Origin of the sequence: Citrobacter pasteurii (genome assembly GCF_019047765.1) — a bacterium.
GTDB classification, from domain to species: domain Bacteria; phylum Pseudomonadota; class Gammaproteobacteria; order Enterobacterales; family Enterobacteriaceae; genus Citrobacter; species Citrobacter pasteurii.
Genome location: NZ_CP077262.1, coordinates 4,794,937 through 4,821,231, shown reverse-complemented (window position 1 = coordinate 4,821,231; position 26,295 = coordinate 4,794,937). Strand labels below are relative to the sequence as shown.

The 26,295-nt window shown below is 52.2% G+C and carries 21 protein-coding genes; 13 read left to right on the top strand and 8 right to left on the bottom strand.

Going from position 1 to position 26,295, the window contains the following annotated elements:
* Nucleotides 1–36 precede the first annotated feature (36 nt).
* The 3 genes from actP to acs all read right to left on the bottom strand — a co-directional run bounded on the left by actP (nucleotide 37) and on the right by acs (nucleotide 4,141).
* Nucleotides 37–1,686, bottom strand: a complete 1,650-nt coding sequence (actP, locus tag I6L54_RS23230; RefSeq protein ID WP_040229798.1) for a cation/acetate symporter ActP — start codon at nucleotides 1,684–1,686, stop codon at nucleotides 37–39.
* Nucleotides 1,683–1,997, bottom strand: a complete 315-nt coding sequence (locus tag I6L54_RS23225) for a DUF485 domain-containing protein (protein WP_040229796.1) — start codon at nucleotides 1,995–1,997, stop codon at nucleotides 1,683–1,685. Before I6L54_RS23225 ends, actP begins: the two co-directional genes overlap by 4 nt.
* A 185-nt stretch (nucleotides 1,998–2,182) precedes the next feature.
* On the bottom strand, nucleotides 2,183–4,141 hold the full coding sequence (gene acs / locus I6L54_RS23220) for an acetate--CoA ligase (protein WP_040229795.1): 1,959 nt from the start codon (nucleotides 4,139–4,141) through the stop codon (nucleotides 2,183–2,185).
* A 432-nt stretch (nucleotides 4,142–4,573) separates the two neighbouring features.
* On the opposite strand from acs, the gene nrfA reads away from it, so the two are divergent.
* From nrfA to gltP, 8 genes are all read left to right on the top strand, one after another.
* Nucleotides 4,574–6,010 (top strand): ammonia-forming nitrite reductase cytochrome c552 subunit, encoded by a 1,437-nt coding sequence (nrfA, locus tag I6L54_RS23215; protein WP_005132589.1) that lies wholly within the window; start codon nucleotides 4,574–4,576, stop codon nucleotides 6,008–6,010.
* A 44-nt stretch (nucleotides 6,011–6,054) separates the two neighbouring features.
* Nucleotides 6,055–6,621, top strand: coding sequence for a cytochrome c nitrite reductase pentaheme subunit (gene nrfB, locus I6L54_RS23210; protein ID WP_005132587.1), 567 nt, complete (start codon nucleotides 6,055–6,057; stop codon nucleotides 6,619–6,621).
* Complete coding sequence (gene nrfC / locus I6L54_RS23205; protein WP_005132585.1) at nucleotides 6,618–7,289, top strand: cytochrome c nitrite reductase Fe-S protein; 672 nt, start codon at nucleotides 6,618–6,620, stop codon at nucleotides 7,287–7,289. The genes nrfB and nrfC overlap by 4 nt, the downstream gene beginning before the upstream one ends.
* A complete protein-coding gene (nrfD, locus tag I6L54_RS23200; protein WP_040229791.1) occupies nucleotides 7,286–8,242 on the top strand; it encodes a cytochrome c nitrite reductase subunit NrfD in 957 nt (318 codons plus the stop codon). Before nrfC ends, nrfD begins: the two co-directional genes overlap by 4 nt.
* An 8-nt stretch (nucleotides 8,243–8,250) precedes the next feature.
* Nucleotides 8,251–9,978 carry a heme lyase CcmF/NrfE family subunit gene (locus I6L54_RS23195; RefSeq protein ID WP_137378434.1) on the top strand — a complete coding sequence of 576 codons (1,728 nt, stop codon included), beginning with the start codon at nucleotides 8,251–8,253 and terminating at the stop codon, nucleotides 9,976–9,978.
* Between the two features lie 73 nt (nucleotides 9,979–10,051).
* Complete coding sequence (nrfF, locus tag I6L54_RS24480; RefSeq protein WP_199947699.1) at nucleotides 10,052–10,480, top strand: heme lyase NrfEFG subunit NrfF; 429 nt, start codon at nucleotides 10,052–10,054, stop codon at nucleotides 10,478–10,480.
* Nucleotides 10,477–11,097 (top strand): heme lyase NrfEFG subunit NrfG, encoded by a 621-nt coding sequence (nrfG, locus tag I6L54_RS23185; protein ID WP_040229787.1) that lies wholly within the window; start codon nucleotides 10,477–10,479, stop codon nucleotides 11,095–11,097. The genes nrfF and nrfG overlap by 4 nt, the downstream gene beginning before the upstream one ends.
* A gap of 345 nt (nucleotides 11,098–11,442) precedes the next feature.
* Complete coding sequence (gltP, locus tag I6L54_RS23180; RefSeq protein ID WP_005132574.1) at nucleotides 11,443–12,756, top strand: glutamate/aspartate:proton symporter GltP; 1,314 nt, start codon at nucleotides 11,443–11,445, stop codon at nucleotides 12,754–12,756.
* Between the two features lie 104 nt (nucleotides 12,757–12,860).
* Here the strand turns inward: gltP and yjcO are convergent, their stop codons facing one another.
* Together yjcO and fdhF are read right to left on the bottom strand one after the other, a co-directional pair.
* A complete protein-coding gene (yjcO, locus tag I6L54_RS23175) occupies nucleotides 12,861–13,550 on the bottom strand; it encodes a Sel1 family TPR-like repeat protein YjcO (protein ID WP_005132572.1) in 690 nt (229 codons plus the stop codon).
* A 103-nt stretch (nucleotides 13,551–13,653) separates the two neighbouring features.
* Nucleotides 13,654–15,801, bottom strand: coding sequence for a formate dehydrogenase subunit alpha (gene fdhF / locus I6L54_RS23170; protein WP_082031702.1), 2,148 nt, complete (start codon nucleotides 15,799–15,801; stop codon nucleotides 13,654–13,656).
* A gap of 288 nt (nucleotides 15,802–16,089) precedes the next feature.
* Between fdhF and I6L54_RS23165 the strand changes: the two genes are divergently transcribed.
* Nucleotides 16,090–16,821 carry a response regulator gene (locus I6L54_RS23165; protein WP_005132562.1) on the top strand — a complete coding sequence of 244 codons (732 nt, stop codon included), beginning with the start codon at nucleotides 16,090–16,092 and terminating at the stop codon, nucleotides 16,819–16,821.
* Between the two features lie 87 nt (nucleotides 16,822–16,908).
* Here the strand turns inward: I6L54_RS23165 and I6L54_RS23160 are convergent, their stop codons facing one another.
* Genes I6L54_RS23160 through I6L54_RS23150 form a run of 3 tightly spaced genes read right to left on the bottom strand, consistent with a single transcriptional unit; the run spans nucleotide 16,909 to nucleotide 19,468 of the window.
* Nucleotides 16,909–17,913, bottom strand: a complete 1,005-nt coding sequence (locus tag I6L54_RS23160; RefSeq protein ID WP_137378433.1) for a carbohydrate kinase family protein — start codon at nucleotides 17,911–17,913, stop codon at nucleotides 16,909–16,911.
* Entirely contained in the window at nucleotides 17,910–18,770 is an 861-nt protein-coding gene (locus I6L54_RS23155; RefSeq protein ID WP_040229781.1) for a ketose 1,6-bisphosphate aldolase, read from the bottom strand. The genes I6L54_RS23160 and I6L54_RS23155 overlap by 4 nt, the downstream gene beginning before the upstream one ends.
* 14 nt (nucleotides 18,771–18,784) lie before the next feature.
* The gene (locus tag I6L54_RS23150) at nucleotides 18,785–19,468 is read right to left on the bottom strand and encodes a D-lyxose/D-mannose isomerase (RefSeq protein ID WP_040229780.1); all 684 of its coding nucleotides are present in this window, start codon (nucleotides 19,466–19,468) and stop codon (nucleotides 18,785–18,787) included.
* A gap of 549 nt (nucleotides 19,469–20,017) precedes the next feature.
* Between I6L54_RS23150 and I6L54_RS23145 the strand changes: the two genes are divergently transcribed.
* The 4 genes from I6L54_RS23145 to I6L54_RS23130 are packed head-to-tail and all read left to right on the top strand — an operon-like array spanning nucleotide 20,018 to nucleotide 26,274.
* Complete coding sequence (locus tag I6L54_RS23145; protein WP_040229778.1) at nucleotides 20,018–22,558, top strand: type VI secretion system Vgr family protein; 2,541 nt, start codon at nucleotides 20,018–20,020, stop codon at nucleotides 22,556–22,558.
* The gene (locus I6L54_RS23140) at nucleotides 22,551–24,647 is read left to right on the top strand and encodes a T6SS effector phospholipase Tle3 domain-containing protein (protein ID WP_217124631.1); all 2,097 of its coding nucleotides are present in this window, start codon (nucleotides 22,551–22,553) and stop codon (nucleotides 24,645–24,647) included. Before I6L54_RS23145 ends, I6L54_RS23140 begins: the two co-directional genes overlap by 8 nt.
* Nucleotides 24,648–24,656: 9 nt before the next feature.
* Nucleotides 24,657–25,442, top strand: coding sequence for a T6SS immunity protein Tli3 family protein (locus tag I6L54_RS23135; protein ID WP_182289498.1), 786 nt, complete (start codon nucleotides 24,657–24,659; stop codon nucleotides 25,440–25,442).
* 46 nt (nucleotides 25,443–25,488) lie between these two features.
* Nucleotides 25,489–26,274: a T6SS immunity protein Tli3 family protein gene (locus I6L54_RS23130; RefSeq protein ID WP_182289495.1), complete on the top strand. Its 786-nt coding sequence runs from the start codon at nucleotides 25,489–25,491 to the stop codon at nucleotides 26,272–26,274.
* Nucleotides 26,275–26,295: the final 21 nt, after the last annotated feature.

The following is a 26,295-nucleotide window of genomic DNA, read 5'->3' as shown; positions in this document are numbered from 1 at the left end:
CAATCCTCCGGCCCGAAGGCCGGAGGAGCAGGACGATTAGTGCGCGCGACCTTGTTCTACGCCGTACCCGGTCTGGGAACGGATGAACTGAGCACGGAACTGCTCGCGTTCGCGGTTACCTTCTTCTGAGTTATCGGTAGCAGAGAAGAACCAGATCCCGAGGAACGCAACGCTTATCGAGAACAGCGCCGGATATTCATACGGGAAAATGGCTTTTTCGTGACCGAGGATCTGGACCCAAATGGTTGGACCAAGAACCATCAGCACCACCGCCGTCAGCAGACCTAACCAGCCGCCCAACATCGCGCCACGGGTGGTCAGTTTTGACCAGTACATAGAGAGCAGGATGATCGGGAAGTTGCAACTGGCCGCGATGGCGAACGCCAGACCCACCATGAAGGCGATGTTCTGATTTTCGAACAGCACGCCGAGCACGATGGCAATCACACCCAATATCAGTACGGTAATTTTCGAGACGCGCAGTTCTTCACGTTCGGTTGCGCCTTTACGGAACACGTTAGCGTACAGATCGTGCGACACTGCCGATGCGCCCGCCAGCGTCAGACCGGCAACCACCGCCAGAATGGTGGCAAAGGCTACTGCTGAGATGAAGCCGAGGAACAGGTTACCGCCCACCGCGTTAGCCAGATGCACTGCCGCCATGTTGTTACCGCCGATCAGCGCGCCCGCGGCGTCTTTGTACACCGGATTAGCCCCTACCAGCATGATCGCGCCAAAGCCGATAATAAAGGTCAGGATGTAGAAATAACCCATAAAACCGGTGGCATAGAACACGCTCTTACGCGCTTCGCGAGCATCGCTGACCGTGAAGAAGCGCATCAGAATATGCGGCAAACCTGCCGTACCGAACATCAATCCAAGACCTAACGATAGAGCTGAGATCGGATCTTTTACCAGACCGCCCGGGCTCATAATCGCGGAGCCTTTCGGGTGTACCGCCATTGCTTCAGTGAACAGATTGTTGAAGCTGAAGCCGACGTGCTTCATGACCATGAAAGCCATAAAGCTGGCGCCGAACAGCAGCAGTACCGCTTTGATGATTTGCACCCAGGTGGTTGCCAGCATGCCGCCGAACAGCACGTACATCATCATCAGTACGCCAACCAGCACCACGGCGATGTGATAGTTCAGACCAAACAGCAGTTCAATCAGCTTACCTGCACCGACCATCTGGGCGATCAGATACAGCGCGACCACCACCAGCGATCCGCAGGCCGACAGAATACGGATGGGACCCTGCTTCAGGCGATAAGAGGCCACGTCGGCAAAGGTGTAGCGACCGAGATTACGCAGACGTTCAGCAATCAGGAACAGAATGATCGGCCAGCCGACCAGGAAGCCGAGCGAGTAAATCAGCCCGTCATACCCGGAAGTAAATACCAGCGCGGAAATCCCGAGGAACGATGCCGCCGACATATAGTCGCCCGCAATCGCCAGCCCGTTCTGGAAACCGGTGATGTTACCGCCGGCGGTGTAGTAGTCATTACGCGAACGTACGCGCTTAGACGCCCAGTAGGTAATACCGAGCGTAAAGATGACGAAAATCAGGAACATAACAATCGCCTGCCAGTTGGTTGGCTGGCGTTGAACTGCACCACTAATAGCATCCGCCGCGTTTGCGGCGAAGGGCAGCGTGGCGGCAAGCGCCGTCAGGACTCTCTTCATGATGCTTTAACCTCGTGCAGAACCGCATTGTTCAGGCGATCGAATTCGCCGTTGGCCCGCCAGATATAGATCCCGGTCAGGATGAAGGAAATGAGGATCACACCGACCCCAATCGGAATACCCCGGGTGACGCTGGTTCCCGCGTGTAGCGGTGTACCCAGCCAGCCAGGCGCAAAGGCAATCAGTAAAATAAAGCTGATATAAACTGCCAGCATGATGATGGACAGAATGGTGGCAAACCGTTGCCGTTTTTCAACTAATTCCCTGAAATGCGCACTGTCTTCTATCCGCTGATAAATTTGGTCATTCATCACAGAGTTCTCCAGAGGTCCCCCTTCGTCTTTCGCGCAGCAGGCACGACCTGTCTGCTGTCGCAGTCCGGCAACACGAAATCCTTTGGGGAGGTTTTTATATTTCCTTCCCGGTCAGGGGAGGGGTAGGGATAGGATTTGTAAGCCCGATAAGCAGCGCGCCATCGGGCATTTCACGGTTATGATTATGATGGCATCGCGATGGCCTGCTTTTCTTCGAGCAGTTTCTCTACCACGCCAGGATCGGCGAGGGTTGAGGTATCGCCCAGATTGCTGGTATCGCCGGCCGCGATTTTACGCAGAATGCGGCGCATAATTTTGCCGGAGCGGGTTTTCGGCAGTGAGTCGGTCCAGTGCAGCACGTCCGGGGTTGCCAGCGGGCCAATTTCTTTACGTACCCAGTTGCGAACTTCGGCGTACAGCTCAGGTGACGGCTCTTCGCCGTGATTCAGCGTAACGTAGGCGTAAATGGCCTGGCCTTTAATACTATGTGGAATGCCGACCACGGCGGCTTCGGCAATCTTCGGATGTGACACCAGCGCCGATTCGATTTCAGCCGTTCCCAGACGGTGGCCGGAGACGTTCAGCACATCGTCCACACGACCGGTTATCCAGTAATAACCATCTTCATCACGGCGTGCGCCGTCGCCGCTGAAGTACATGTTCTTGAAGGTAGAGAAGTAGGTTTGCTCAAAGCGTTCGTGATCGCCAAACAGCGTTCTCGCCTGACCCGGCCAGGAGTCGGTGATCACCAGGTTGCCTTCGGTCGCGCCTTCCAGCGGATTGCCTTCGTTATCGACAATCGCAGGCTGTACGCCAAAGAATGGACGGGTGGCGGAACCGGCTTTCAGCTCGGTAGCGCCCGGCAGTGGGGTGATCATAAATCCCCCGGTTTCGGTCTGCCACCAGGTATCAACGACCGGACATTTTTCGTTGCCAATCTTCTTCCAGTACCACTCCCATGCTTCCGGGTTAATCGGCTCGCCAACGGAACCGAGGATACGCAGCGAGGAGCGGTCAGTCCCTTCAATAGCCTTATCGCCTTCGGCCATCAGGGCGCGGATGGCAGTCGGCGCGGTATACAGAATATTGACCTGGTGCTTGTCCACAACCTGCGACATACGCGCCGGGGTTGGCCAGTTTGGCACGCCTTCGAACATCAGCGTGGTGGCGCCGCAGGCCAGCGGGCCGTACAGCAGGTAGCTGTGCCCGGTTACCCAGCCTACGTCAGCGGTACACCAATAAATATCGCCCTGATGGTAATCAAACACATACTTAAAGGTGGTGGCGGCGTAGACCAGATACCCGCCGGTAGTGTGCAGTACGCCTTTCGGCTTACCGGTTGAGCCAGAGGTATACAGGATAAACAGCGGATCTTCCGCGTTCATCTCTTCCGGCTGATGTTCTGAGCTGGCCTTCTCGATAAGATCGGACCACCACAGGTCGCGACCTTCCTGCCATTCCGTTTTTCCACCGGTACGTTTGAGAACGACCACATGTTCAACGGTCTTCACGTTCGGGTTTTTCAGCGCATCATCAACGTTCTTTTTCAGCGGGATACTGCGTCCGGCACGTACGCCTTCATCGGCGGTGATCACCAGACGTGAATTGGAATCGATAATACGTCCGGCAACGGCTTCTGGTGAGAAACCGCCAAAGATGACTGAATGCACTGCGCCAATACGGGCGCAAGCCAGCATGGCCACCGCAGCTTCCGGGACCATTGGCATATAAATAGCTACGACATCGCCTTTTTTAATCCCCAAATCAAGCAGGGTATTAGCAAAACGGCAGACATCGCGATGCAGTTCGCGATAGGTAATGTTTTTACTCTGGGTTGCATCATCGCCTTCCCAGATAATGGCGGTGCGATCGCCATTTTCCTGTAGGTGGCGATCAAGGCAGTTTGCGGCCAGATTCAGCGTGCCGTCTTCGTACCATTTAATAGATACGTTGCCAGGGGCAAAAGAGGTGTTCTTTACCTGGCTGTACGGCGTGATCCAATCAAGAATTTTTCCCTGCTCGCCCCAAAATGTGTCGGGATCGGTAATAGACTGTTGGTATTTCGCTTCGTACTGCTCCGGGTTTATCAGGCAACGGTCCGCAATATTTGCGGGAATAGCGTGTTTGTGTATTTGGCTCATGGCTTTTGTTCTCCTTGTAGGATGTTAATAATATGTCGCACAAACGTTAAATGTAGGGGCTTTGAGAGTTTTGTTTAGTATTTGGGCGACAGATCACGCAATAACCGAATTGTGCAAATTAGCGACAAACTGAATTTTGAAGAAAACTAGCAAAAATTGATTAAACCTCGCGATAACATGCGGTTATATAGAGAGTTTTGAAAAGGTGATCTGTGTCGGGTATAGACAAAAGAGTGAGGGGTTCGAGGGGGTGAATAACTCTAAAGTGGTATTTTACATACACTTACAATTGATTAAAAACAACATTTCTTGTGGGGTTTCTTGTTACAAATAGGGTGGAGCAATGTCATGACAGTATTGTGTGGTTGCTGTTATGGAAAACAATAAAAGAACCGCCATTGCAGATAATGGCGACATCTGGATGAGACCCCTATGGCAAGGACAAAATCACGCGTACGCCGTTTCTTCAGCCTGATATTACCGTTTTTATTTATTACTGCCGTTCATGCTGAGCAAACCTCTGTACCCGCAAAGACCGTCACCGTTGAAGCGAAGAATGAAATCTTCGCCCCTCAGCATCCCGATCAATACCTCTCCTGGAAAGCCACGTCTGAACAGTCAGCCCGTGAAGATGCGCTGGCAGAAGACCCTCGTCTGGTGATCCTGTGGGCGGGATATCCTTTCTCCCGCGATTACAACAAACCGCGTGGACACGCGTATGCGGTTACCGATGTGCGTGAAACGTTACGTACCGGCGCACCCAAAACGGCAGAAGATGGTCCGTTGCCGATGGCCTGCTGGAGCTGTAAAAGCCCGGATGTGGCGCGTCTGATCCAGAAAGACGGTGAAGATGGCTACTTCCACGGTAAATGGGCGCGTGGCGGCCCTGAAATTGTTAACAACCTTGGCTGCGGCGATTGCCATAACACCGCGTCACCAGACTTTGCCAAAGGCAAGCCAGAACTGACGCTGTCGCGCCCTTATGCAGAACGCGCGATGGAAACTATCGGCAAACCGTTTGAGAAAGCCGGTCGCTTTGATCAGCAATCCATGGTCTGCGGCCAGTGCCACGTGGAGTACTACTTCGACGGTAAAAACAAAGCCGTTAAGTTCCCGTGGGACGACGGTATGAAAGTCGAGAATATGGAGAAATATTACGATGCTATCGCGTTCTCCGACTGGACCAACTCTCTGTCTAAAACCCCAATGCTGAAAGCGCAGCACCCGGAGTATGAAACCTGGAGCGCAGGCATTCACGGTAAGAACAACGTGACCTGTATCGATTGTCACATGCCGAAAGTGCAGAACGCAGAAGGCAAAATCTACACCGACCATAAGATTGGTAACCCGTTCGACAACTTCCCACAGACTTGCGCCAACTGCCACACCCAGGACAAAGCGTCTCTGCAAAAAGTGGTCGCCGAGCGTAAACAAGCGATTCATGACCTGAAAATCAAGGTTGAAGATCAGCTGGTACATGCCCACTTCGAAGCGAAAGCCGCATGGGATGCGGGCGCAACGGAAGCCGAAATGAAGCCGATTCTGGAAGACATTCGCCACGCGCAATGGCGCTGGGATCTGTCGATTGCTTCTCACGGTATCCATATGCACGCCCCGGAAGAAGGTCTGCGGATGCTGGGTAGTGCGATGGATAAAGCCGCTGATGCGCGTACCAAACTGGTCCGTCTGCTGGCGACCAAAGGCATCACGCATGAAATCCCGTTACCGGATATTTCTACCAAAGAGAAAGCCCAGGCGGCGATTGGTCTGAACATGCAGCAAATCAACGCTGAGAAGCAGGACTTCATCAAAACGGTGGTTCCGCAGTGGGAAGATCAGGCGCGTAAAAACGGTCTGTTAAGCCAATAACCCCATTCCGCCCCGCAAGGGGCGGATAACTCAACGGAGTGAATATGAGCGTATTACGTTCGTTATTAACTGCTGGGGTGCTGGCGTCAGGTCTGTTCTGGAGCCTGAGCGGGATAACCGCCACGCCAACCCCGCAGGAGTCAGATCAACGCTGGACGGTTACCCAACAGCGTAATCCGGATGCCGCCTGTCTGGACTGTCACAAGCCGGATACCGAAGGCATGCATGGTAAGCATGCAGAAGTCATCAACCCGAATAACAAACTGCCGGTTACCTGCACCAACTGTCACGGCCAGCCGTCACCGAACCACCGTGAAGGGGTGAAGGATGTGATGCGCTTTAATGAGCCGATGTACAACGTGGAGCAGCAGAACAGCGTCTGTATGTCCTGTCACCTGCCTGAGCAGTTGCAAAAAGCGTTCTGGCCGCACGATGTCCACGTAACCAAAGTGGCGTGTGCCAGCTGTCACTCACTGCATCCGAAGCAAGACACGATGCAGACGCTAAGCGATAAAGGACGGATCAAGATTTGCGTCGATTGCCACAGCGATCAACGTAACAATCCGAACTTTAACCCAGCGTCGGTTCCGTTGCTTAAGGAGCATCCATGAGTTGCTCTCGTCGCCAGTTTATCACCGGCGTCGGCGCGCTGGTGGCAGTGAGCGGGACGGCGGGGCGCGTTGTGGCGAAGACGCTGAACATCAACGGTGTGCGTTACGGTATGGTTCATGATGAGTCTTTATGCATTGGCTGTACGGCCTGTATGGATGCTTGTCGGGAAGTTAACAACGTGCCGGAAGGCGTATCGCGTCTGACGATTATTCGCAGCGAGCCGCAAGGGACATTTCCTGATGTGAAGTATCGCTTCTTCCGTCACTCGTGCCAGCATTGTGACCATGCTCCCTGCGTTGACGTCTGCCCGACGGGGGCATCGTATCGCGATGCCGCCAACGGCATTGTGGATGTAAACCCGGATCTGTGCGTTGGCTGCCAGTATTGCATCGCCGCGTGTCCTTATCGTGTACGCTTTATCCATCCGGTGAGCAAAACGGCGGATAAATGCGATTTCTGCCGGAAAACCAACCTGAAAGCGGGCAAACAGCCCGCCTGCGTTGAGTCATGTCCGACGAAGGCGCTGACGTTTGGTAATCTGGACGATCCCAACAGCGATATCTCCCGCTTGTTGCAGCAGAAAACCACCTACCGTTACAAGCTGGCGTTGGGCACAAAACCGAAGGTCTACCGCGTTCCCTTTAAATTTGGGGAGGTGAGCCAATGACATCCGCTTCTGCATTTCATTTCGAATCACTGGTATGGGACTGGCCCATTGCCATCTATCTGTTCCTGATTGGTATTTCTGCCGGACTGGTCACGCTGGCAATTCTGCTACGTCGTTTCCATCCGGAGGCGGGCGGTTCAGACAGCACGCTGCTGCGCACCACGCTGGTGTTAGGGCCGGGGGCGATTATCTTCGGTTTGCTGATTCTGGTGTTCCACCTGACGCGTCCATGGACCTTCTGGAAACTGATGTTCCACTACAGCTTCACGTCGGTGATGTCGATGGGGGTCATGCTGTTCCAGTTGTACATGGTAGTGTTGGTGCTGTGGCTGGCAAAAATCTTTGAAAAAGAGGTGATTGCCCTGCAACAGCGCTTCGTGCCGCGACTGACGATAGTGTCAAAACTCCTGACGCTAATCACGCCGTTCCATCGCGCGTTGGAGACGCTGATGCTGGTGCTGGCAGTCCTGCTCGGGGCGTATACCGGGTTCCTGCTGTCGGCGCTGAAATCCTACCCGTTCCTGAATAACCCGATCCTGCCGGTGCTGTTCCTGTTCTCCGGGATCTCTTCCGGTGCGGCGGTGGCGCTGATCACCATGGCGTTACGTCATCGTAGCAATCCGCACAGTACGGAAGCGCACTTTGTGCATCGCATGGAAGTCCCGGTGGTATGGCTGGAGATCTTCCTGCTGGCGGCGTTTTTCGTCGGTCTGGCGCTGGGCGATGACGGCAAAATGCGCGCGCTGGCGGCGGCACTGGGCGGCGGATTCTGGACCTGGTGGTTCTGGCTGGGGGTTGCCGGGCTTGGGCTGATACTGCCGATGCTGCTAAAACCCTGGGCCAACCGCAGTTCGACGTTTCATGGCGTGCTGGCAGTGTGCGGCGCCAGCCTGACCGGCGTACTGCTGCTGCGCTTTTTTATTCTCTATGCGGGTCAGCTAACCGTTGCGTAAGGTGATATCTGGACGTTCTCCTTCCTGAAGCCGGTTTTCTGGCACTGTTATTAAGCCTCGGGGTCAACGTGTTGACCCCGCTTGCCGTGTTGGTGGGTGTCCGCCAGCGCTGGCAGGGCGTGATGCGCCTGGCAAGCGTGGGCGTGTGGATGCAATTTGCCCTGCTGCTGCTGGCCTTTGCCATTCTGGTATTCTGCTTTCTGACCAGCGACTTTTCGGTGGTCTACGTTGCTCAGCACAGCTACAGTCTGCTGCCGTGGGGATTAAAACTGGCGGCAGTATGGGGCGGTCATGAAGGATCGCTGCTGCTGTGGGTGCTGTTTCTTTCCGGCTGGAGCGCGCTGTTCGCTTTTCGCTATCGGCGTGATTCCGACGCGCTGTTTCCGCTGACGCTCAGCATCCTTTCAATGATAACGGCCCTGCTGCTGCTGTTTGTGGTGGTATGGTCCGATCCGTTTGTGCGCATCTTCCCGCCAGCCATTGAAGGGCGTGACCTTAATCCGATGCTGCAACATCTCGGGTTAATCCTCCATCCGCCGCTGCTGTACCAGGGTTACGGGGGGTTAATGGTGGCGGCAGGCGTGGCGCTGGCCTCGCTGCTGCGCGGTGACTTTAACGCACAAAGCGCCTGGGTGTGCTGGCGCTGGGCTTTACCCGGCTGGTGTGCGTTGACGCTGGGCATTATCCTTGGTTCCTGGTGGGCGTACTGCGAGCTGGGTTGGGGCGGCTGGTGGTTCTGGGACCCGGTAGAAAACGCTTCCTTATTACCCTGGCTTTCCGCCAGCGCGCTGCTGCATAGCTTGTACATCACGCGCCAGCGCGGGATCTTCCGTCACTGGTCGCTGCTGCTGGCGATCGTCACGCTGATTTTATCGCTGCTGGGGACGTTGATTGTGCGTTCCGGCATTCTCGTTTCGGTACATGCCTTCGCGCTGGATAACGTTCGTGCCGCGCCGCTGTTTGCGCTGTTTACCGTGTTGAGTCTGGCGTCGCTCGGGTTGTACGCCTGGCGGGGCCAGCAAGTCCGGCAGAATGCTCGTTTTGGCGGTTGGTCACGCGAGATGCTGATTCTGGTTGCGCTGCTGCTCTTTAGTGCGGTGCTGCTGATTGTGCTGATTGGCACGCTCTACCCGATGATTTACGGGCTGTTCGGCTGGGGGCGGCTTTCCGTGGGCGCACCGTACTTTAACCGCGCTACGCTGCCCTTTGGCCTACTGATGCTGCTGGTTATTGTGCTGGCAATGGTCAGAAGCCGCAAAGTGTCTTTCCGCATCCAACTTCCGGCACTGCTGGCGCATGCCGGAGTGCTGGTGTTTGCGGCGGGGATCGTCTTTTCCAGCGGTAGCCGTCAGGAGATAAGCCTGAACCTGAGCCCTGGGCAGCAGGTGGAACTGGCAGGCTACGTTTTCCGTTTTGAGCGTCTGGACCTGGAAGCAAAAGGTAACTACACCAGTGAAAAAGCGCAGATCACACTGTGGCAGGATGAGAAACGCATTGGCAGCCTGCAGCCAGAAAGGCGCTTCTATGCCGCGCGCCGTCAACAGATGATGGAGCCGGGGATCCGCTGGAATCTGTTACATGACTGGTACGCGGTGATGGGCGAAAAAACCGGAGCGGACCGTTATGCCATGCGCTTGTACGTGCAGACCGGCGTGCGCTGGATTTGGGGGGGAGGACTGCTGATGGTATTTGGCGCGCTGCTCAGCGGCTGGCGGGGAAGGAAGCGTGATGCGTAAATCAATCACAGCGTTGCCGGATGGCGGTGTAAATGCCTTATCCGGCCTACAAGGTGCGCAAACCGTAGGCCGGATAAGCGCAGCGTCATCCGGCAGAAAGTTTTTACTCTTAACGATCGTCTTGTTTTTCATCACGTTCTCTACGCATGCCCAGGTTGTGGATACATGGACGTTTGCCAACCCGCAACAGCAGGAGAAAGCGCTGTCTATTGCCAGCCAACTGCGGTGTCCACAGTGCCAAAACCAAAACTTACTGGAATCCAATGCGCCAGTGGCGGTCAGTATGCGTCATCAGGTTTACAGCATGGTTGAAGAGGGGAAAAACGAAGCAGAGATCACCGCCTGGATGACCGCGCGTTACGGTGATTTTGTGCGTTATAACCCCCCACTGAATGAGCAAACACTGCTGCTATGGGCGCTACCGTGCGTGTTATTGCTACTGGTGGGCGTGGCGATTTGGCGAGTGAGAGCGCGCCAGCGTACCGAGGAGGATGAGCGATGAGTCAGTCTGAACGCGGCGTGGTACCGTTTCGTCCGATGCCGGTGAAACGGCTGGTTGCCGCGGTTGCGATGATGGTGATTGCCTGCATCGGCGGTTATCTGTTAACACCAAAATGGCAGGCTGTCCGTCAGGAGCAAGCACGACTGGCCGACCCATTACACGCGTTCTCTGATGAAAATATTCAGGAAAAACAGCTGCTGTCTTTGCAGTCGCAGATTCGTACCACTCCACAGGACGGTGTGTTATGGGCGCAACTAGGGGAATATTATCTTTGGCAAAATGCGTATCACAATGCACTGCTGGCCTATGAGCAGGCGTTGCGTTTTCGGGGGGAAAACGCCGAAATCTATTCGGCGTTGGCGACGGTATTGTATTACCAGGCCGGGCAGCATATGACACCGCAAACGCGCGAAATGATCGATAAATCCCTGGCGCTGGACGGTAACGAAGTCACCGCGCTGATGCTGTTGGCTTCCGATGCGTTTATGCAGGCTGATTACGTACAGGCGATTTCAGTGTGGCAAAAAGTAATGGATTTAAACTCGCCGAGGGTGAATCGTGCGCAGTTGATCGACTCCATTAATATGGCGAAATTGTTGCAGAATCGGCAAAAATAAATTTGTTTTTTTTGTGATTTGCATCATTTTGCCTGTTTAAAAAACAGGCAGTTGAACAAGTGGGCAAAAAAAACTCATGGAAGAACTTCTTCATTTTTTATCAAATAAAAATTCTTTTATAACAAAAAGTTATTCATGATTACCGATATAAACTCGTGTTTTTATGCATAATTTCAGCTAAACCCCCTGTTCTGAAAGGCTTGCGCGAGATAGCGTGCAAATGATAATGATAATAAGCGTTAAAAAACTCTATAAACGAACGCAACACAAATCATACCCTTTCAGTATGTACTGTTCTCGCATTTTTATATGCGGAATAGCGCTCCATCGAGGAAGTCCGTTGTTATGAAAAATTTGAAAGTCAGCCTGGCATGGCAGATCCTCATCGCCATGGTGCTGGGCATTTTGCTGGGGAGTTACCTGCATTACCATAGTGACAGCCGCGAATGGCTGGTGTTAAACCTGTTGCAACCGGCGGGTGATATCTTTATCCACCTGATTAAAATGATCGTCGTGCCCATTGTGATTTCCACGCTGGTTGTCGGTATCGCCGGGGTGGGGGATGCAAAACAGCTGGGCCGTATTGGCGCCAAAACCATTATCTATTTCGAAGTGATCACCACCGTGGCGATTATCCTCGGTATTACGCTGGCGAACGTATTCCAGCCAGGTACCGGCGTTGATATGTCGCAACTGGCAACCGTGGATATTTCGAAATATCAAAGCACAACGGCAGAGGTGCAGAGTCATGCACATGGCCTGATGGGCACAATTTTGTCACTGGTGCCGACCAACATCGTTGCGTCGATGGCGAAAGGTGACATGCTGCCGATTATCTTCTTCTCGGTGTTGTTCGGTTTAGGTCTGTCGTCCCTGCCTGCCACGCACCGTGAACCGCTGGTTACCGTGTTCCGCTCTATTTCAGAAACCATGTTTAAAGTGACCCACATGGTTATGCGCTACGCGCCGGTCGGTGTCTTTGCGCTGATCGCCGTCACGGTCGCGAACTTTGGTTTCGCCTCCTTGTGGCCGCTGGCGAAGCTGGTGCTGTTGGTGCATTTTGCCATCCTGTTCTTTGCACTGGTGGTGCTGGGTATCGTGGCGCGTGTCTGTGGTCTGAGTATCTGGATCTTAATCCGTATCCTGAAAGATGAGCTGATTCTGGCGTATTCAACCGCCAGTTCTGAGAGCGTACTGCCGCGTATTATTGAGAAAATGGAAGCCTACGGCGCACCGGCATCAATCACCAGCTTTGTGGTACCGACCGGTTACTCATTCAACCTGGATGGTTCAACGCTGTACCAGAGTATTGCGGCTATCTTTATTGCCCAGTTGTACGGTATTGACCTGTCATTGTGGCAGGAAATCGTGCTGGTACTGACGCTGATGGTAACCTCGAAAGGGATTGCGGGCGTGCCAGGCGTCTCCTTCGTCGTACTGCTGGCTACGCTTGGCAGCGTCGGGATCCCGCTGGAAGGTCTGGCGTTTATCGCCGGTGTTGACCGTATCCTCGACATGGCGCGTACTGCGCTGAACGTGGTGGGTAACGCGCTGGCGGTACTGGTAATCGCCAAGTGGGAACACAAGTTTGACCGCAAGAAAGCGCTGGCTTATGAGCGCGACGTGCTGGGCAAATTTGATAAGACCGCCAATCAGTAATTAATGAAAGATTGCCGGATGGCGCTACGCTTATCCGGCCTACGGGAAGCTGTGATCTGTAGGCCGGATAAGGCGCTAGCGCCGCCATCCGGCACTACAAACCATTACCCGTTTGTTAACTTATCAAACTCTTCACAGCCGGTATCGAACCCTTCTGTACAGCTCAGATTCAGCCAGTGCAGCGCCTTCTGTTTATTCTTTTCAATAAAACCCTGCTCACCGTTTAAGAACATCATCCCAGCCCAGTATTCGGAATACCCGGTGCGAGAAATGGCCGAGCTGCGCTTGAAATACCATGTGGCCTTTTCATCGTCGGCAGGAATACCCACGCCATTGGCGTAGATCAGTCCGAGCAGCATTTGCGCATCGACAGTGGAGTCGTTTTCCAGATTTTCCGAGGCGTTTTGCAGCAATCTAATCGCTTTGGGGTAATCTGTGCGTCCAGCCTGCGTGTTCACCAGAATTCTCGCCAGCGTAATTTCCCCCGCCTTACTGCCTGCCTCGGTCGCTTTTTCGGCCAGCGTTTTGGCTTGTGGATAATCCAGACTGACCGGGTTGGTTATCTTAATTTGCGCCAGTAAGGCCCAGGCATCCGCATCACCGTTGTCGGCTGCTTTTTGCGCCCAGTACTCGGCTTTGCTCAAATCGCCTGAACTAAACCAGGTATCGGCGAGAAAGTATTGTGCGCGTCGGTCTCCTGCCTCAGCGGCCTGTAAGTACTGGCTTCCTGGCTCAGTATCACTGGCATGGGCAAAGAATGTCATCAAGAACATCAATGCAATGAGTTGTTTCATTTTGAGTTTTATTTAGGGTACGGAATGAACAGTATAAAGAGATCGTATGGATAAAAAAACAGCCTCCGGGCGGAGGCTGTTGCAGAACAGGTACGAAAATGGACTAACCCATCGCGCTTTCGCGCAGGCTGGCTTTCAGCTTGGTGTACTCATCAATCACATACTGTTCGGCGGCGCGCTGATCGGCAATGCGTTCAACGTTAACGGCACAGTACTTGTACTCCGGCGTTTTGGTAATCGGGCTTAAGTTCTCGGTTACCAGTTCATTACATGCGCCAATCCACCACTGGTAGGTCATGTAAATTGCGCCTTTGTTTGGACGATCGCTGACTGCCGCACGGGTAATGACCCGACCTTTACGCGAGTTCACCCACACCAGCTCTTCATCCTGGATACCCAGGCGTTCTGCGTCGGCGGTGTTGATCTGGGCATAGCCCGGTTCATCCGCCAGCGCGGCCAACGCCGCACAGTTACCGGTCATCGAACGGCAAGAGTAGTGGCCGACTTCACGCACCGTAGACAGTACCATTGGGTACTCTGGGGTGAGTTTGTCGATTGGCGCTACCCAGTCGCAGGTGAAGAACTGCGCCAGGCCGTTCGGGGTGTCGAACTTCTCTTTGAAGAGGTAAGACGTACCCTGGTCAGCTTCTGAGGTGTCGCGGCAAGGCCATTGGATATAACCCAGTTCACCCATCTTCTCGTAAGTGGCACCGTAGAAATCCGGGCACAGATGACGCAACTCGTCCCAGATTTCCTGGGTGTTGTTGTAGTGCATCGGATAGCCCATACGGGTGGCGATTTCACTGATAATCTGCCAGTCCGTTTTCAGATCCCACTTCGGCTCAACGGCTTTAAAGAAACGCTGGAAGCCACGGTCAGCCGCGGAGAAGACGCCTTCATGCTCGCCCCATGACGTAGACGGTAAAATAACGTCTGCGGCAGCGGCGGTTTTGGTCATGAAGATATCCTGCACGATGACCAGTTCCAGATCCTCAAAGCCTTTGCGCACTGCGGAGAGTTCAGCGTCGGTCTGTAATGGATCTTCACCCATAATGTAGGCCGCACGAACTTCGCCATGGGCCGCACGGTGCGGCAGCTCGCTGATGCGATAGCCGGTATGTGCAGGCAGGCTTTCCACGCCCCAGGCTTTGGCGAATTTCTCGCGGTTAGCCGGATCTTTCACGTACTGATAGCCCGGATAGGTATCCGGCAGCGCGCCCATATCACATGCGCCCTGAACGTTGTTCTGGCCACGAACCGGGTTAACACCGACGCTTGGCTTACCGAGGTTACCGGTCAGCATTGCGAGGCTGGTCAGTGAACGCACGGTTTCCACGCCCTGATAAAACTGGGTAACACCCATGCCCCACAGGATGGCCGCGCTTTTCGCCGAAGCATACATACGTGCAGCCTGACGGATATCCTGCGCGCTAACGCCAGTAATATCTTCGACGGACTCCGGCGTGTAGCCTTCGACAATTTTGCTGTACTCTTCGAAGCCTTCCGTACGCGAGGCGACGAACGCCTGGTCGTACAGTTTTTCTTCGATGATGACGTGACCCATAGCGTTAAGCAGCGCGATATTCGAGCCGTTTTTCAACGCGATGTGCATGTCGGCAATACGCGCGGTTTCAATTTTGCGCGGATCGCAGACGATGATTTTCGCCCCGTTACGTTTAGCGTTAATCACGTGATTCGCCACGATAGGGTGGGAATCCGCCGGGTTATACCCGAAGATGAACACTAAATCTGTGTTATCAATTTCATTGATAGCATTACTCATTGCGCCGTTACCGACCGATTGGTGCAGACCTGCAACCGATGGGCCGTGTCAGACGCGAGCGCAGCAGTCGACGTTATTGGTACCAATAACGGCGCGCGCGAATTTTTGCATTACATAGTTGGTTTCGTTACCCGTACCGCGAGATGAACCGGTCGTCTGAATGGCGTCCGGGCCATACTTCGCTTTGATGGCGCTCAGACGAGTGGCGACGTAATCAAGCGCTTCATCCCAGGAAACGGATTCCAGTTTGCCGCCACGCTGGCGACGGATCATGGGGGTTTTCAGGCGAGGGGTCAGGATCTGGGTATCATTGATAAAATCCCAGCCATAGTAGCCCTTCAGACACAGGGTACCCTGGTTGGTTTTCCCCTGCGCCGCTTCAGCCCGGACGATTTTGCCGTTATCGACCACCAGGTTGATTTTGCAACCTGATGCGCAATATGGGCAAACCGTGACGACTTTTTTCATCGGTCTCGCTCCAGTTAATCAAATCGCGCATACGCGCTTGTCGTTTTCGTTATGCATCTTTTATGCCATGTTTTTATCAGGGGTATCAGCCGATAATACGGGTGAAATTTGCGCAAAACCCTGACGAAAAACAGGCTGTCGTCATATTTGACGTGACGAATCTCCAGTACGTGACGCCCCGGCAGTGTGACCGAGGTTATGTTTCCCACACGTCCTTGTGCCTTATCGCTGTCACTCTGTGCAGAATCAATCACACTCATTTAAGTTGGCCAGAAATGGGGAGGAACGATGAAGCCAGCCATACTGGTTGTGGATGATGACGAGGCAATCTGCACACTGCTCCAGGATGTGCTGAGTGAACACGTCTTTGCGGTGACCGCCTGTCACACCGGGCAGGATGCGCTGCGCTGCATTGATGCTCAGCCGGATATCGCGCTGGTATTGCTGGACATGATGTTGCCCGATATTAATGGCCTGATGGTGCTGCAGCAGGTGCAAAAAATAAGGCCGGGATTGCCGGTGGTGATGCTGACAGGGTTAGGTAGTGAATCGGATGTGGTTGTGGGGCTGGAAATGGGCGCTGACGATTACATCGGTAAACCGTTCAATGCCCGGGTGCTGGTGGCGCGGGTAAAAGCCGTGCTCAGACGTGTCGGTGTGTTAACACCCGAAAGCAGCGGCCCACAAACTACGGGGTTATCCTTTAATGGCTGGCATCTGGACACCGCGGGTTGCCAGCTTCGTAATCCTCAGCAATTGAAGGTGGATCTGACGCAGGGTGAATACAGTCTCCTGTTGGCGCTGGCGCAAAATGCCCGTCGGGTACTCAGCCGTGAGCAATTGCTGGAGTTGACGCGCAGCGACAGCGTTGAGGTGTTTGACCGCACCATTGATGTGTTAATCATGCGCTTGCGGCGAAAAATAGAGATTAACCCGCACCAACCGATGTTGATCAAAACCCTGCGCGGGCTGGGCTATGTATTCGCCGCCGACGTGCAGCATCACGATAAGGCGGCGTGATCGTGTGCAGTTGCCGGATGCGGCGTAAACGCCTTATCCGGCCTACAAAAGCGATAACGACCTCGTAGGCCTGATAAGCGCAGCGCATCAGGCGTCAGCCATTGCGGCCTTTAACTCTGCCAGCGTTTTCGCGCCGTCTATCGCATTGGCGCACAACAAACTGGCTCGCGCACAGGCGTGTGCCAGCCTGATACTGTCCGCCAGCGACCAGCACTCGTGGCAGCCATACAAAAATCCGGCGCAAAACGCATCTCCTGCCCCGACGCTGCCGACGATCTCCTCCTGCGCCAGATATTGTGACGGGACCCAGGCGCCAGCCTGATCCGGACTTTCCCCCCATGCGCCTTCCGGACAGTGGATCACCACCCGCTGGCGCACACCCGCATCCAGCAGTTCACGGGCGGCGGTAGCGATGTGCGGGATATGCAACTCGCTGTTGGGCTGGCGGATCTCCAGCCCGCTGAATTCCCCGGCTTCCAGTTCATTGATCACCAGATAGTCGAGATGGCGCAGCGCGGGCATCACCAGCGGCTGGTAGCGTGGATCGCCTTTACGTGAAACCAGATCCAGCGACGTTTCAAAGCCATTTTCACGCATTTGTGCCAGTAGTCGTGCGCTTCGCGTGCCGTACTCTTCATCTGGCATGTCCAGGCTGTCGAGCAGCAGCAGATAGCCCAGATGGAAGATTTTCATCGAAGTATCCAGTTGCTCAAAAGCGGGCAGATCCAGCAGCCGATTAGCGCCGGGCGAATGAAAAAATGTGCGCTGACCGCTCGGGTCGGTCATCACCTGCGACATTGATGTAGGGGCTGATGTTGTGCGCTGAACATGCTGGCGATTAACGTGATACTGTTCCAGCATCGCCATGATGTAATCGCCATCGCTGTCCTTGCCAATTAAGCCCACCGCCTGCAGCGGCAGTCCGGTGTGCATTTTTGCCAGCGTTAGCAGCACGTTCAGCGGCGCACCGCCGGTGGCGCGTTCGCTACGGGTGATCTCCGCAAGCCAGCCACGCTCCGGCCACTGCACAATCTGATGTACATGATCGACCAGCATGTTGCCTGCGGCGATAATGCCTTTACGTTCCATCAGATTTGCCCCGCGCTGCCAAAAATACGCATCTGTTCTGAAACGGTATCGGTAATGGCCTCTTCAATGCCGAGCAGCAGTTCGGCGAATTCGTCGTACAGCGGCTGACGATTCGCCATCCGCGCCTCCACTGCCGACAGCGCCGCCTGCGACATGCCGGTATAGAAGTTGATTTTGTGAATGCCAAGCTCGATTGCCCGACGGAAATCGTCGTCGCTGATCCCGGAACCGCCGTGAAGTACCAGCGGGATCGCCGCCTGCTGGCGAATGGCGTCCAGACGCGGGAAGTCGAGTTTGGGTTCGCCTTTATATTTGCCGTGCGCATTGCCAATGGCGACAGCCAGCGCGTCAATCCCGGTTCTGTCGACGAAATCACGCGCCATCATCGGGTCGGTAAATAGCGACTCGTCGGCATGACCGTACAGCGCGCCGCCCTCATCACCGCCCACAGCGCCCAGTTCTGCCTCCACCGATACGCCGACGGCGTGGCACATCTTCACCACTTCGCGGGTTTGACGGATATTATCTTCATACTCCAGCGTGGATCCATCGAACATCACTGAACTGAAACCTAAGCGTAGCGCCCGCACCACCGACTCAAAGTGCAGGCCGTGATCAAGGTTCAGCACCACTGGAATGTCATGCCGCGCAGCTTCGAACTTGACTGCTTCGACCAGAGAATCCAGCGAGATATATTTAAAATGCACTTCGGCGATATTGATGATAAACGGCGAACGTTCCTGCTTTGCCGCGGCAAATAGCGCACGCAGAAAGTGTGAGTCCAGAACGTTAAATGCCCCTAAGGCATAGCGGTGCTCGCGGGCATGGGCAAGCCCATCGGCGAGAGAGATCAACGGCATAATGCGCTCCTTGGTTAGCGGAACAGGCGATATTCGTTGCACAGCACTAGCAGCGCCGGTTCGTCTTCTTCAATGTCGTTGTAGCGGGAAATCGGTTGCAGAAAATGGTTGTCGTGGTCGTCGTCATTAACAGAAGAGGCCTCGCCAACCAGTACGTCGCCAAAACCTTTTTCCGCCCAGAAGCTGTGATACAGGCCCGGCGGCAGGCAGATGCTCTCACCCGGTGTCAGGCGTAGTTGGCTGCCCGCGGCATGGGTTTGTCGGCAGCCATCAATGACCACATTAACGTCGCTGTCCTCCGTTTGTTCCCTGATACCGGCGTTCCACAGTTCGACAATCAGATTGCCGCCACCGCGATTGATGATGTCTTCACGCTTGCGCCAGTGAAAATGCATCGGCGTAACCTGGGCATCGCGAACATGCATGATTTTCTCGGCGTAGCATTTCTCGTATGGCATACCTTTTGGCGAGCCGTTGCGCAGGGTGAATAGCGTTAAGCCCTGAGCGGCGAAATTGTTGCCGCCAAATGCGGTGACATCCCAACCCAATTTGAGGTCAAAGACTTCGCTCCAGGCGGAAGCATCAAGTTTTCGCCATTGCGTAGGTGGGAAACTGGCGAAAGGGGGAAGGTGCACGTCGTGCAGGGAAAAAAACTGGCGTGTGTGGCCAAGGATTTCGTTTATTGCGGAGCGTTTCATTGATTCTCCTGTGGCTGATAAGATGACCTTTATGCGGCCCTCTCTCAAAGGAGGAGGGCGAAAATCAAAAGCTTTCCCATAGATCAAATGGGACACCATCCGGTTACCTCTCCCTCACAGCAGAACAGGGAATAGTTATATTTTATTGTGTTTTTTTAAGAGAGGATGTGATTCATTCAATAAAATAATAAATAAACAGGATTTTTCTATAAATGTTATTGTAAATCATTAACTTAATAATTTATTTTTTTTGGCGTTTCTCAGTTTTTGGAACCATTTGGATTTGTCTGCTGGATTGTTGCCTTACCATGAAAAAAACGAATACTGCACTATATAAACCGTTTTGTTAAAAAACGATGCTATTGAATATAAAATCGCACCAGTTAACCGTTTATTTATATGTCAGGGTTATATTACATGTTTAATTAATGATAATTAACTCACTTTCCAGATTTGTTTTTAGTAAAAATATCCCTTTTTTATTATTATTGATATACTGACTGGACTTTATTTCTTATGTGTTACTTTCTTTTGGTAAGGGATGCAATAATGAAAAAAGGTTCAGGATTCTATAATCTGGAAGGTATAGTTTCAGATGATAGTATAAATAAATACTTATTAACCCTCAGGGGGACGGTCAGTTTAGGTGTGCTTGATGTTGAATCAATCGACGGAAATGAAAATTTAAGTAAACCATATAGTTATAAAATCACATTCACCTCTAAGCTTAAAGATATCCTTCCTGAATCTCTTCTTAATATTGAAGCCTCGCTACAAATCAGAGCCCCTAATAATAAATGGAGTAAATATATCCAGGATTCTGCTATGTGGATCAATGAGCGGCAAATAGAAGGGATGATCACATCATGTTCACTTATTAGCACTTCAGCGGACGAATCACTGTACGAAATCAGGCTGGAGCATAAGCTCGCATTACTCTCGCGATGCAAGCGTTCGGCCGTTTATTTGAATACAAGCGTTCCTAAACTGGTCACGAAGATCCTCAAAGAGCATGTTTTTGCCGATTATGAGTTCGACTTTGATGAGCTTCTTTGTACCTATCCTGACCGGGAAATGATTGTCCAGTGGGAGGAATCAGATTTAGCGTTTATCAGCCGCATCCTGTCAGAAGTTGGGATCTGGTTCAGAATTGAAAATCATCATGCCGTTCCGCACATTATGGTGCTTATCTTCAGTGATTCACAAAGCCGGTACATCTTCGATCAAAAGATTATGCATGCATCTCATGCGGGTCTGACAGCAAATGATTACGCGATCGATAAGCTGGTATCAAAGCACAACGTTGTTTCCGCAGCCGTTAAAGTAAAGAACTTTGACTACCGGCTTGCCAATTCGCTCATACTCAATGCTGATGCCGAGGAAGCTGAACAAACGTCGATGACGTATGGAGTGGATTATCGCTATGCGGATATTCATCACCAGCCGGGATCGAAATTTGCGGAGGAACAACCGGGCGAATCGAGCTGGTTCTACGCCAAACTGCATCACGAAATTATTCTTAATAATCAGTCCGTTTTAAGCGGCGTGACCACCAGTCCGTCGATCGTGCCAGGTATGGTGCTTAACATCGACGGTACCATTCCGCAGGCGTTCACTTCGGGCTTTGTGGTAACGGCAATGCGAGTGACGGGCAGGCGTGATGCAGCCCTGCAATCCCAACTGTTCGGTATTCCTTACAATGAGCGCGTTTGCTTTCGACCGCAGCCGCTACCCCGACCGCGTATCGCGGGTACGGTTCCGGCAATTGTTTCATCCCGAATAGACAATGACCAATATGCCCACATCGATCTGCAGGGTCGCTATTGGGTGAAGTTTGATTTTGACCTCGACCAGCACAGGCAAGGCTATGAAAGTATGCCCGTCCGTCTGGCGCGAGTTTATGCCGGCGATACTTACGGTCATCACTTCCCGCTCATTCAGGGAGCGGAAGTCGCCATTGCGTTTGAAGGTGGCGATCCGGAAAGACCTTTCATTGCCCATGCCCTGCATCATGCGCCAAAGCCGGACCCCGTCACCAGCCGCAACAATACCCGCAACGTCATCCGCACTGCGGGTCTTAATAAGCTGCGGATGGAAGACCGGCGCGGACAGGAACACGTCAAGTTAAGTACCGAGTACGCTAAAACCCAGCTGAACATGGGCCATCTTGTTGATGCGGGTGGTAAGCCGCGCGGTGAAGGCGCAGAACTGCGCACCGATGACCGGGCTGTTTTGAGAGCCGCAAAGGGAATATTGCTGACGACAGAGGCGCAGCCAAAAGCCCAGGGCCAGCAGCTCGACATGAACGCAGTCGTTCAACAGCTACAGGCAGCCCTTGTGCTGGCAACTTCTCTTCAGCAAAGCGCCCTGACGGCGCAAGCGTTAAACGTTGAAATGGAGCAACAGCAGCAGCTTAACGCCGCGCTTGAACAGCTCACTCGCTCGGGGCTGGTGGCCTATGCCGATCACGGTATGGCTCTGCTCACACCGGAAACCATGGCGCTGTCGGCAAACAAAGATCTGTCGCTGAACGCGGCCAACAACGGCAGTTTTAACGTTTTTAAGAAACTCTCCATGGCAGTCGGGCAGGGGTTATCGCTTTTCAGCAGAGCGATCGGGATCAAAATTATCGCCGCAAAAGATGATATTTCCGTCCAGGCACAGCGCGGGGAAATGGGCCTGCTTTCCGATCAGCATTTTCATATTCAGAGTATGAACGGCAACGTAACCATCAGCGCCAAAAAGAATATTCAGTTGCTGTGTGGAGGCGGCGGTATTCGAATAAATGAAGATGGCTCAGTAAAAATATTCTCTCCCACGAAAGTGCAGCTCAAAGGCACCACGCTTGACTGGAGCGGGCCGGAATCCGTTAAAGATAAATCCCCTGTTTTTCAGGAAGACCAGTTTCACCGCCGTATTAAATTACATGGTTATGGAAATACGGACGATGTTCTGAAAAAGACAAAATTCAGACTGACTAAGGCCTCTGGTGAAATCATTGAAGGTGTTACCGACGATGAAGGCATGACGCCGTTACTGGATATGACGGAAATGGATGAAATGAAAATGGAGATTTTGCCAAATGAGTAACAGTCCCTTTAATCCGCGAGTCGTGGCGACAGGTGTACAAGGCGTGCCTAAATCCACCGGCGGAAAAATGGCCGTCTGCGAAGTGGCGGTTAAAAACCCTATGCCCTGTATTGTGATCCTTGTTCATGGCGTCAACGATGTGGGCGAGGCGTATCAAAATCAGGAGCAGGGGATTATTGCCGGCCTGAATGAACGTATGGGCCGCACGGATATGTATCCGCATGAATGGCATCAGTACAAAATGGATATGGGGGATGGCGAGCAGCAGCAGGTGAAAATGCCCGGGCGCAGTCCGGTGATCCCATTTTACTGGGGATATAAACCTGTTGACCATGCAACGTATATTGACGATCAGCGGCGTTACCGCGATGAGCGGGCTAAATCAGGAGACGCCGCAAAACTGCCTTATAACGCCTACCAGGAAGATGACAACGCAACGCTGGCAAAGTTAGGACACATTCCTCAAACCACGTTGAAATTTCAGAATGATAATTTCGGCAACGTGCTGGACGATGTGTACGCCAAAGGCGGGGGGACCTTTGCCAATGCGACAACCACTATTCCGGATATGCTAGGCCCTGGCTCCGGCGGCCCTGCGAACGCTGCGGCAGGATTTGCTTCATTTCATCTGAATGCCGGGGATTTTACGCATCCTATTTATGATAACCCGCACCGAATTTATCAGTTTTTTGCCGCGCAGCGGCTGGCCGATTTAATTCTGATGATTCGAAGAGAACCGGCAACAAAACGGGACCCAATTAATATTGTTGCACATTCACAGGGGACGATTATCACTATGCTGGCCAATATGCTGGTCATGCAGGCTAATGAGAAACCCGCTGACTGCGTGATACTTAACCATTCTCCCTACGCACTGGAAAAAACGGCTGCTGAAGGGATGACGCCCGGACATCACCAGACGGATCGCGCCCGCCAGCAGACGTTTAAAAATTTCTGTCAGTTGATGGCGACAAACGCCAGATACGGTAAGGGGGAATATCACACGCAGGCCGAGATTGATGAATTAGAAGGCGCAATTTGTCTGAGTAAAACCAATTCTCAATGGCGCAAGAATAAACTTTATACCCGTAATAACTTTGGCAAGGTATATAACTATTTTTGCCCTAATGACAGCGTGGTTTCATTACTTAACGTGCAGGGTTTGGGCTGGCGGGGAGTCCCCCATGACATTGCCAGCGGCATAGACAATCTGCGCCAGCGGGTTTTCTGCGAAAATGGTCCGGAAATAGGCGGCAGCCCACTGAGCGTGCCTTTTGAAATGCCGGCGTTAAAAAAGGATTGTTTTGATCAGGATACGCTGGCGACCAGACAATATACGTTTGCGGATGTTGTTGTGAATGGTGAGCAGCTCCCCGTCACCTTCAGACACCAGTTACAGGGCGCGGGAAGTCAGTATAAATATTCGATAGTACCGGGTTCACCCGATCAGGACATCTCATTTTCGGCAAAAGCCACGGTTATTGCGCGCACTGAGACAGATTTCAAAAATCTCAGCGGCGCAGGTTTCGATTATTTACAGCCGGGGCAGGAATTAACGCCCGCAGAACTCGCGATGTTCGCCAAAAAATATGCTAAGCCTTATACCAAAGGCGTTGTCCTGGGCGGGGGATACAATAAGACCGTGCAGCTTATTTATGAAAAAACGCCGGATGAGCTGGAAAAAGAATGGATGAAATCAGAGCAGGTTGGTTACAGCCAGCATTCCTCTATTGTTATGTCGAAAGATGCCCCCGCGAAAGCGATGGCCTTCGATCTGGCGGTGGGGATATGCGGGGCATTTGATTACGAAAATGGTGAGTTCTGGGTAAAACTACTTCGCCGTGGGGACTGGCGTATGAAGCTTAATGGTTTTCAGGAAACAGTTGATTATTATAATACTGGAAAGTTGAACAAAGACCATACGAAAGATTTCATGAACAGGCCGGATGATATTTTACCAAAGGGGCAATTTGGCGTGGTTAACGAATATTGTCATTCAACAACGGTTAAACCTGCCAGACATAATGAAATATACAATACCGAGACTCCCAATCTGCAATGGGATATGCCCAAACCGCTTAACGTTTAAGGATAAATTATGAATAAGGGAAGTGCGTTAAAAATAATAATCGGAACCATTTCGCTATGCGCCATCGCTGCCTGTACAAAAAAAACACCCTCACAGGTCATTTATCGCTATGATGATAACCGATATCTGGAACTAAAGGGCTTCGATTGCGAAGGGGCACTCTGGTATCATGATACCAGGAGGAATATACATAAAGAATTAGTAAATGGCGTTTATTCAACGTATCAGATCTTTTCCGGTGTATATATTCACCCATCAGATGAGTATATTCTGATACCACGATGGGAGCCAGATGCTTACAAGATATCTAAAGATTACGGACAAACGTGGCAGGTAGCAGACTATATGGCCTCTTCCCGGGCGCTGGAAAGAAACTCCGATGGGGTTATGCGTGACTATCCGGAAGGAAAAGAAATAAAAAGAGTGGTGGTGGTCAATAACCAAGCGTTTATTACCACCTCGAAAAATCATTTGTATATGAGTTCATACCCTTTTGACGACCCGCGTTTAAAGCCGGGTGGTCCGGGTATCGATTATCAATACTTCGATGATACCGACTATCTCTCTATATATACAGACGGAAAGAAAAAATCTAAAGGAAAATATTATTATGGTCATACCCGTCCTGAATCTCCAGGTGCTGCCTGGGGAACAGTGGTGTTTATGAAAGCATCCCTGGCCCATTTAACGGAGGGATATAAGGCCAACTATCAAAACCTGCCGGACAAAGAACCAGAAGTGGTGGGCTATAAGGGCTGGACCCGGATGTACTGCGATATGGATGCAGGGAAATAATCTGCAATGGGATATGCCTAAACCACTTAACGTTTAAGGATGAATTATGAAAAAGGGAAGTGCGTTAAAAATAATAATCGGAGCCATTTCGCTATGCGCTATCGCTGCCTGTACAAAAAAAACACCCTCACAGGTCATTTATCGCTATGATGATAACCGATATCTGGAACTAAAGGGCTTCGATTGCGAAGGGGCACTCTGGTATCATGATACCAGGAGGAATATACATAAAGAATTAGTAAATGGCGTTTATTCAACGTATCAGATCTTTTCCGGTGTATATATTCACCCATCAGATAAGTATATTCTGATACCGCGATGGGAACCTGGGGCATATAAAATATCTAAAGACTACGGGCAAACATGGCAGGTAGCATCTTATTTGTCTCCCTTCCAGGGGCAGGAGATAAATTCAGATGGGAATATGGTCGACAGACCGGAAGGAAAAGAAATAAAAAGAGTGGTGGTGGTCAATAACCAGGCGTTTATTACCACCTCGAAAAATCATTTGTATATGAGTTCATACCCTTTTGACGACCCGCGTTTAAAGCCGGGTGGTCCGGGTATCGATTATCAATACTTCGATGATACCGACTATCTCTCTATATATACAGACGGAAAGAAAAAATCTAAAGGAAAATATTATTATGGTCATACCCGTCCTGAATCTCCAGGTGCTGCCTGGGGAACAGTGGTGTTTATGAAAGCATCCCTGGCCCATTTAACGGAGGGATATAAGGCCAACTATCAAAACCTGCCGGACAAAGAACCAGAAGTGGTGGGCTATAAGGGCTGGACCCGGATGTACTGCGATATGGATGCAGGGAAATAATCTGCAATGGGATATGCCCAA

Coding starts and splice junctions, on each gene's coding strand:
- nrfG (WP_040229787.1), top strand. CDS start 10,477: ATGAGTCAGTCTGAACGCGGCGTGGTACCGTTTCGTCCGATGCCGGTG.
- actP (WP_040229798.1), bottom strand. CDS start 1,686: ATGAAGAGAGTCCTGACGGCGCTTGCCGCCACGCTGCCCTTCGCCGCA.
- I6L54_RS23150 (WP_040229780.1), bottom strand. CDS start 19,468: ATGAAACGCTCCGCAATAAACGAAATCCTTGGCCACACACGCCAGTTT.
- I6L54_RS23225 (WP_040229796.1), bottom strand. CDS start 1,997: ATGAATGACCAAATTTATCAGCGGATAGAAGACAGTGCGCATTTCAGG.
- yjcO (WP_005132572.1), bottom strand. CDS start 13,550: ATGAAACAACTCATTGCATTGATGTTCTTGATGACATTCTTTGCCCAT.
- I6L54_RS23140 (WP_217124631.1), top strand. CDS start 22,551: ATGAGTAACAGTCCCTTTAATCCGCGAGTCGTGGCGACAGGTGTACAA.
- nrfB (WP_005132587.1), top strand. CDS start 6,055: ATGAGCGTATTACGTTCGTTATTAACTGCTGGGGTGCTGGCGTCAGGT.
- nrfA (WP_005132589.1), top strand. CDS start 4,574: ATGGCAAGGACAAAATCACGCGTACGCCGTTTCTTCAGCCTGATATTA.
- I6L54_RS23135 (WP_182289498.1), top strand. CDS start 24,657: ATGAATAAGGGAAGTGCGTTAAAAATAATAATCGGAACCATTTCGCTA.
- I6L54_RS23155 (WP_040229781.1), bottom strand. CDS start 18,770: ATGCCGTTGATCTCTCTCGCCGATGGGCTTGCCCATGCCCGCGAGCAC.
- gltP (WP_005132574.1), top strand. CDS start 11,443: ATGAAAAATTTGAAAGTCAGCCTGGCATGGCAGATCCTCATCGCCATG.
- I6L54_RS23165 (WP_005132562.1), top strand. CDS start 16,090: ATGAAGCCAGCCATACTGGTTGTGGATGATGACGAGGCAATCTGCACA.
- acs (WP_040229795.1), bottom strand. CDS start 4,141: ATGAGCCAAATACACAAACACGCTATTCCCGCAAATATTGCGGACCGT.
- nrfD (WP_040229791.1), top strand. CDS start 7,286: ATGACATCCGCTTCTGCATTTCATTTCGAATCACTGGTATGGGACTGG.
- I6L54_RS23145 (WP_040229778.1), top strand. CDS start 20,018: ATGAAAAAAGGTTCAGGATTCTATAATCTGGAAGGTATAGTTTCAGAT.
- nrfC (WP_005132585.1), top strand. CDS start 6,618: ATGAGTTGCTCTCGTCGCCAGTTTATCACCGGCGTCGGCGCGCTGGTG.
- I6L54_RS23130 (WP_182289495.1), top strand. CDS start 25,489: ATGAAAAAGGGAAGTGCGTTAAAAATAATAATCGGAGCCATTTCGCTA.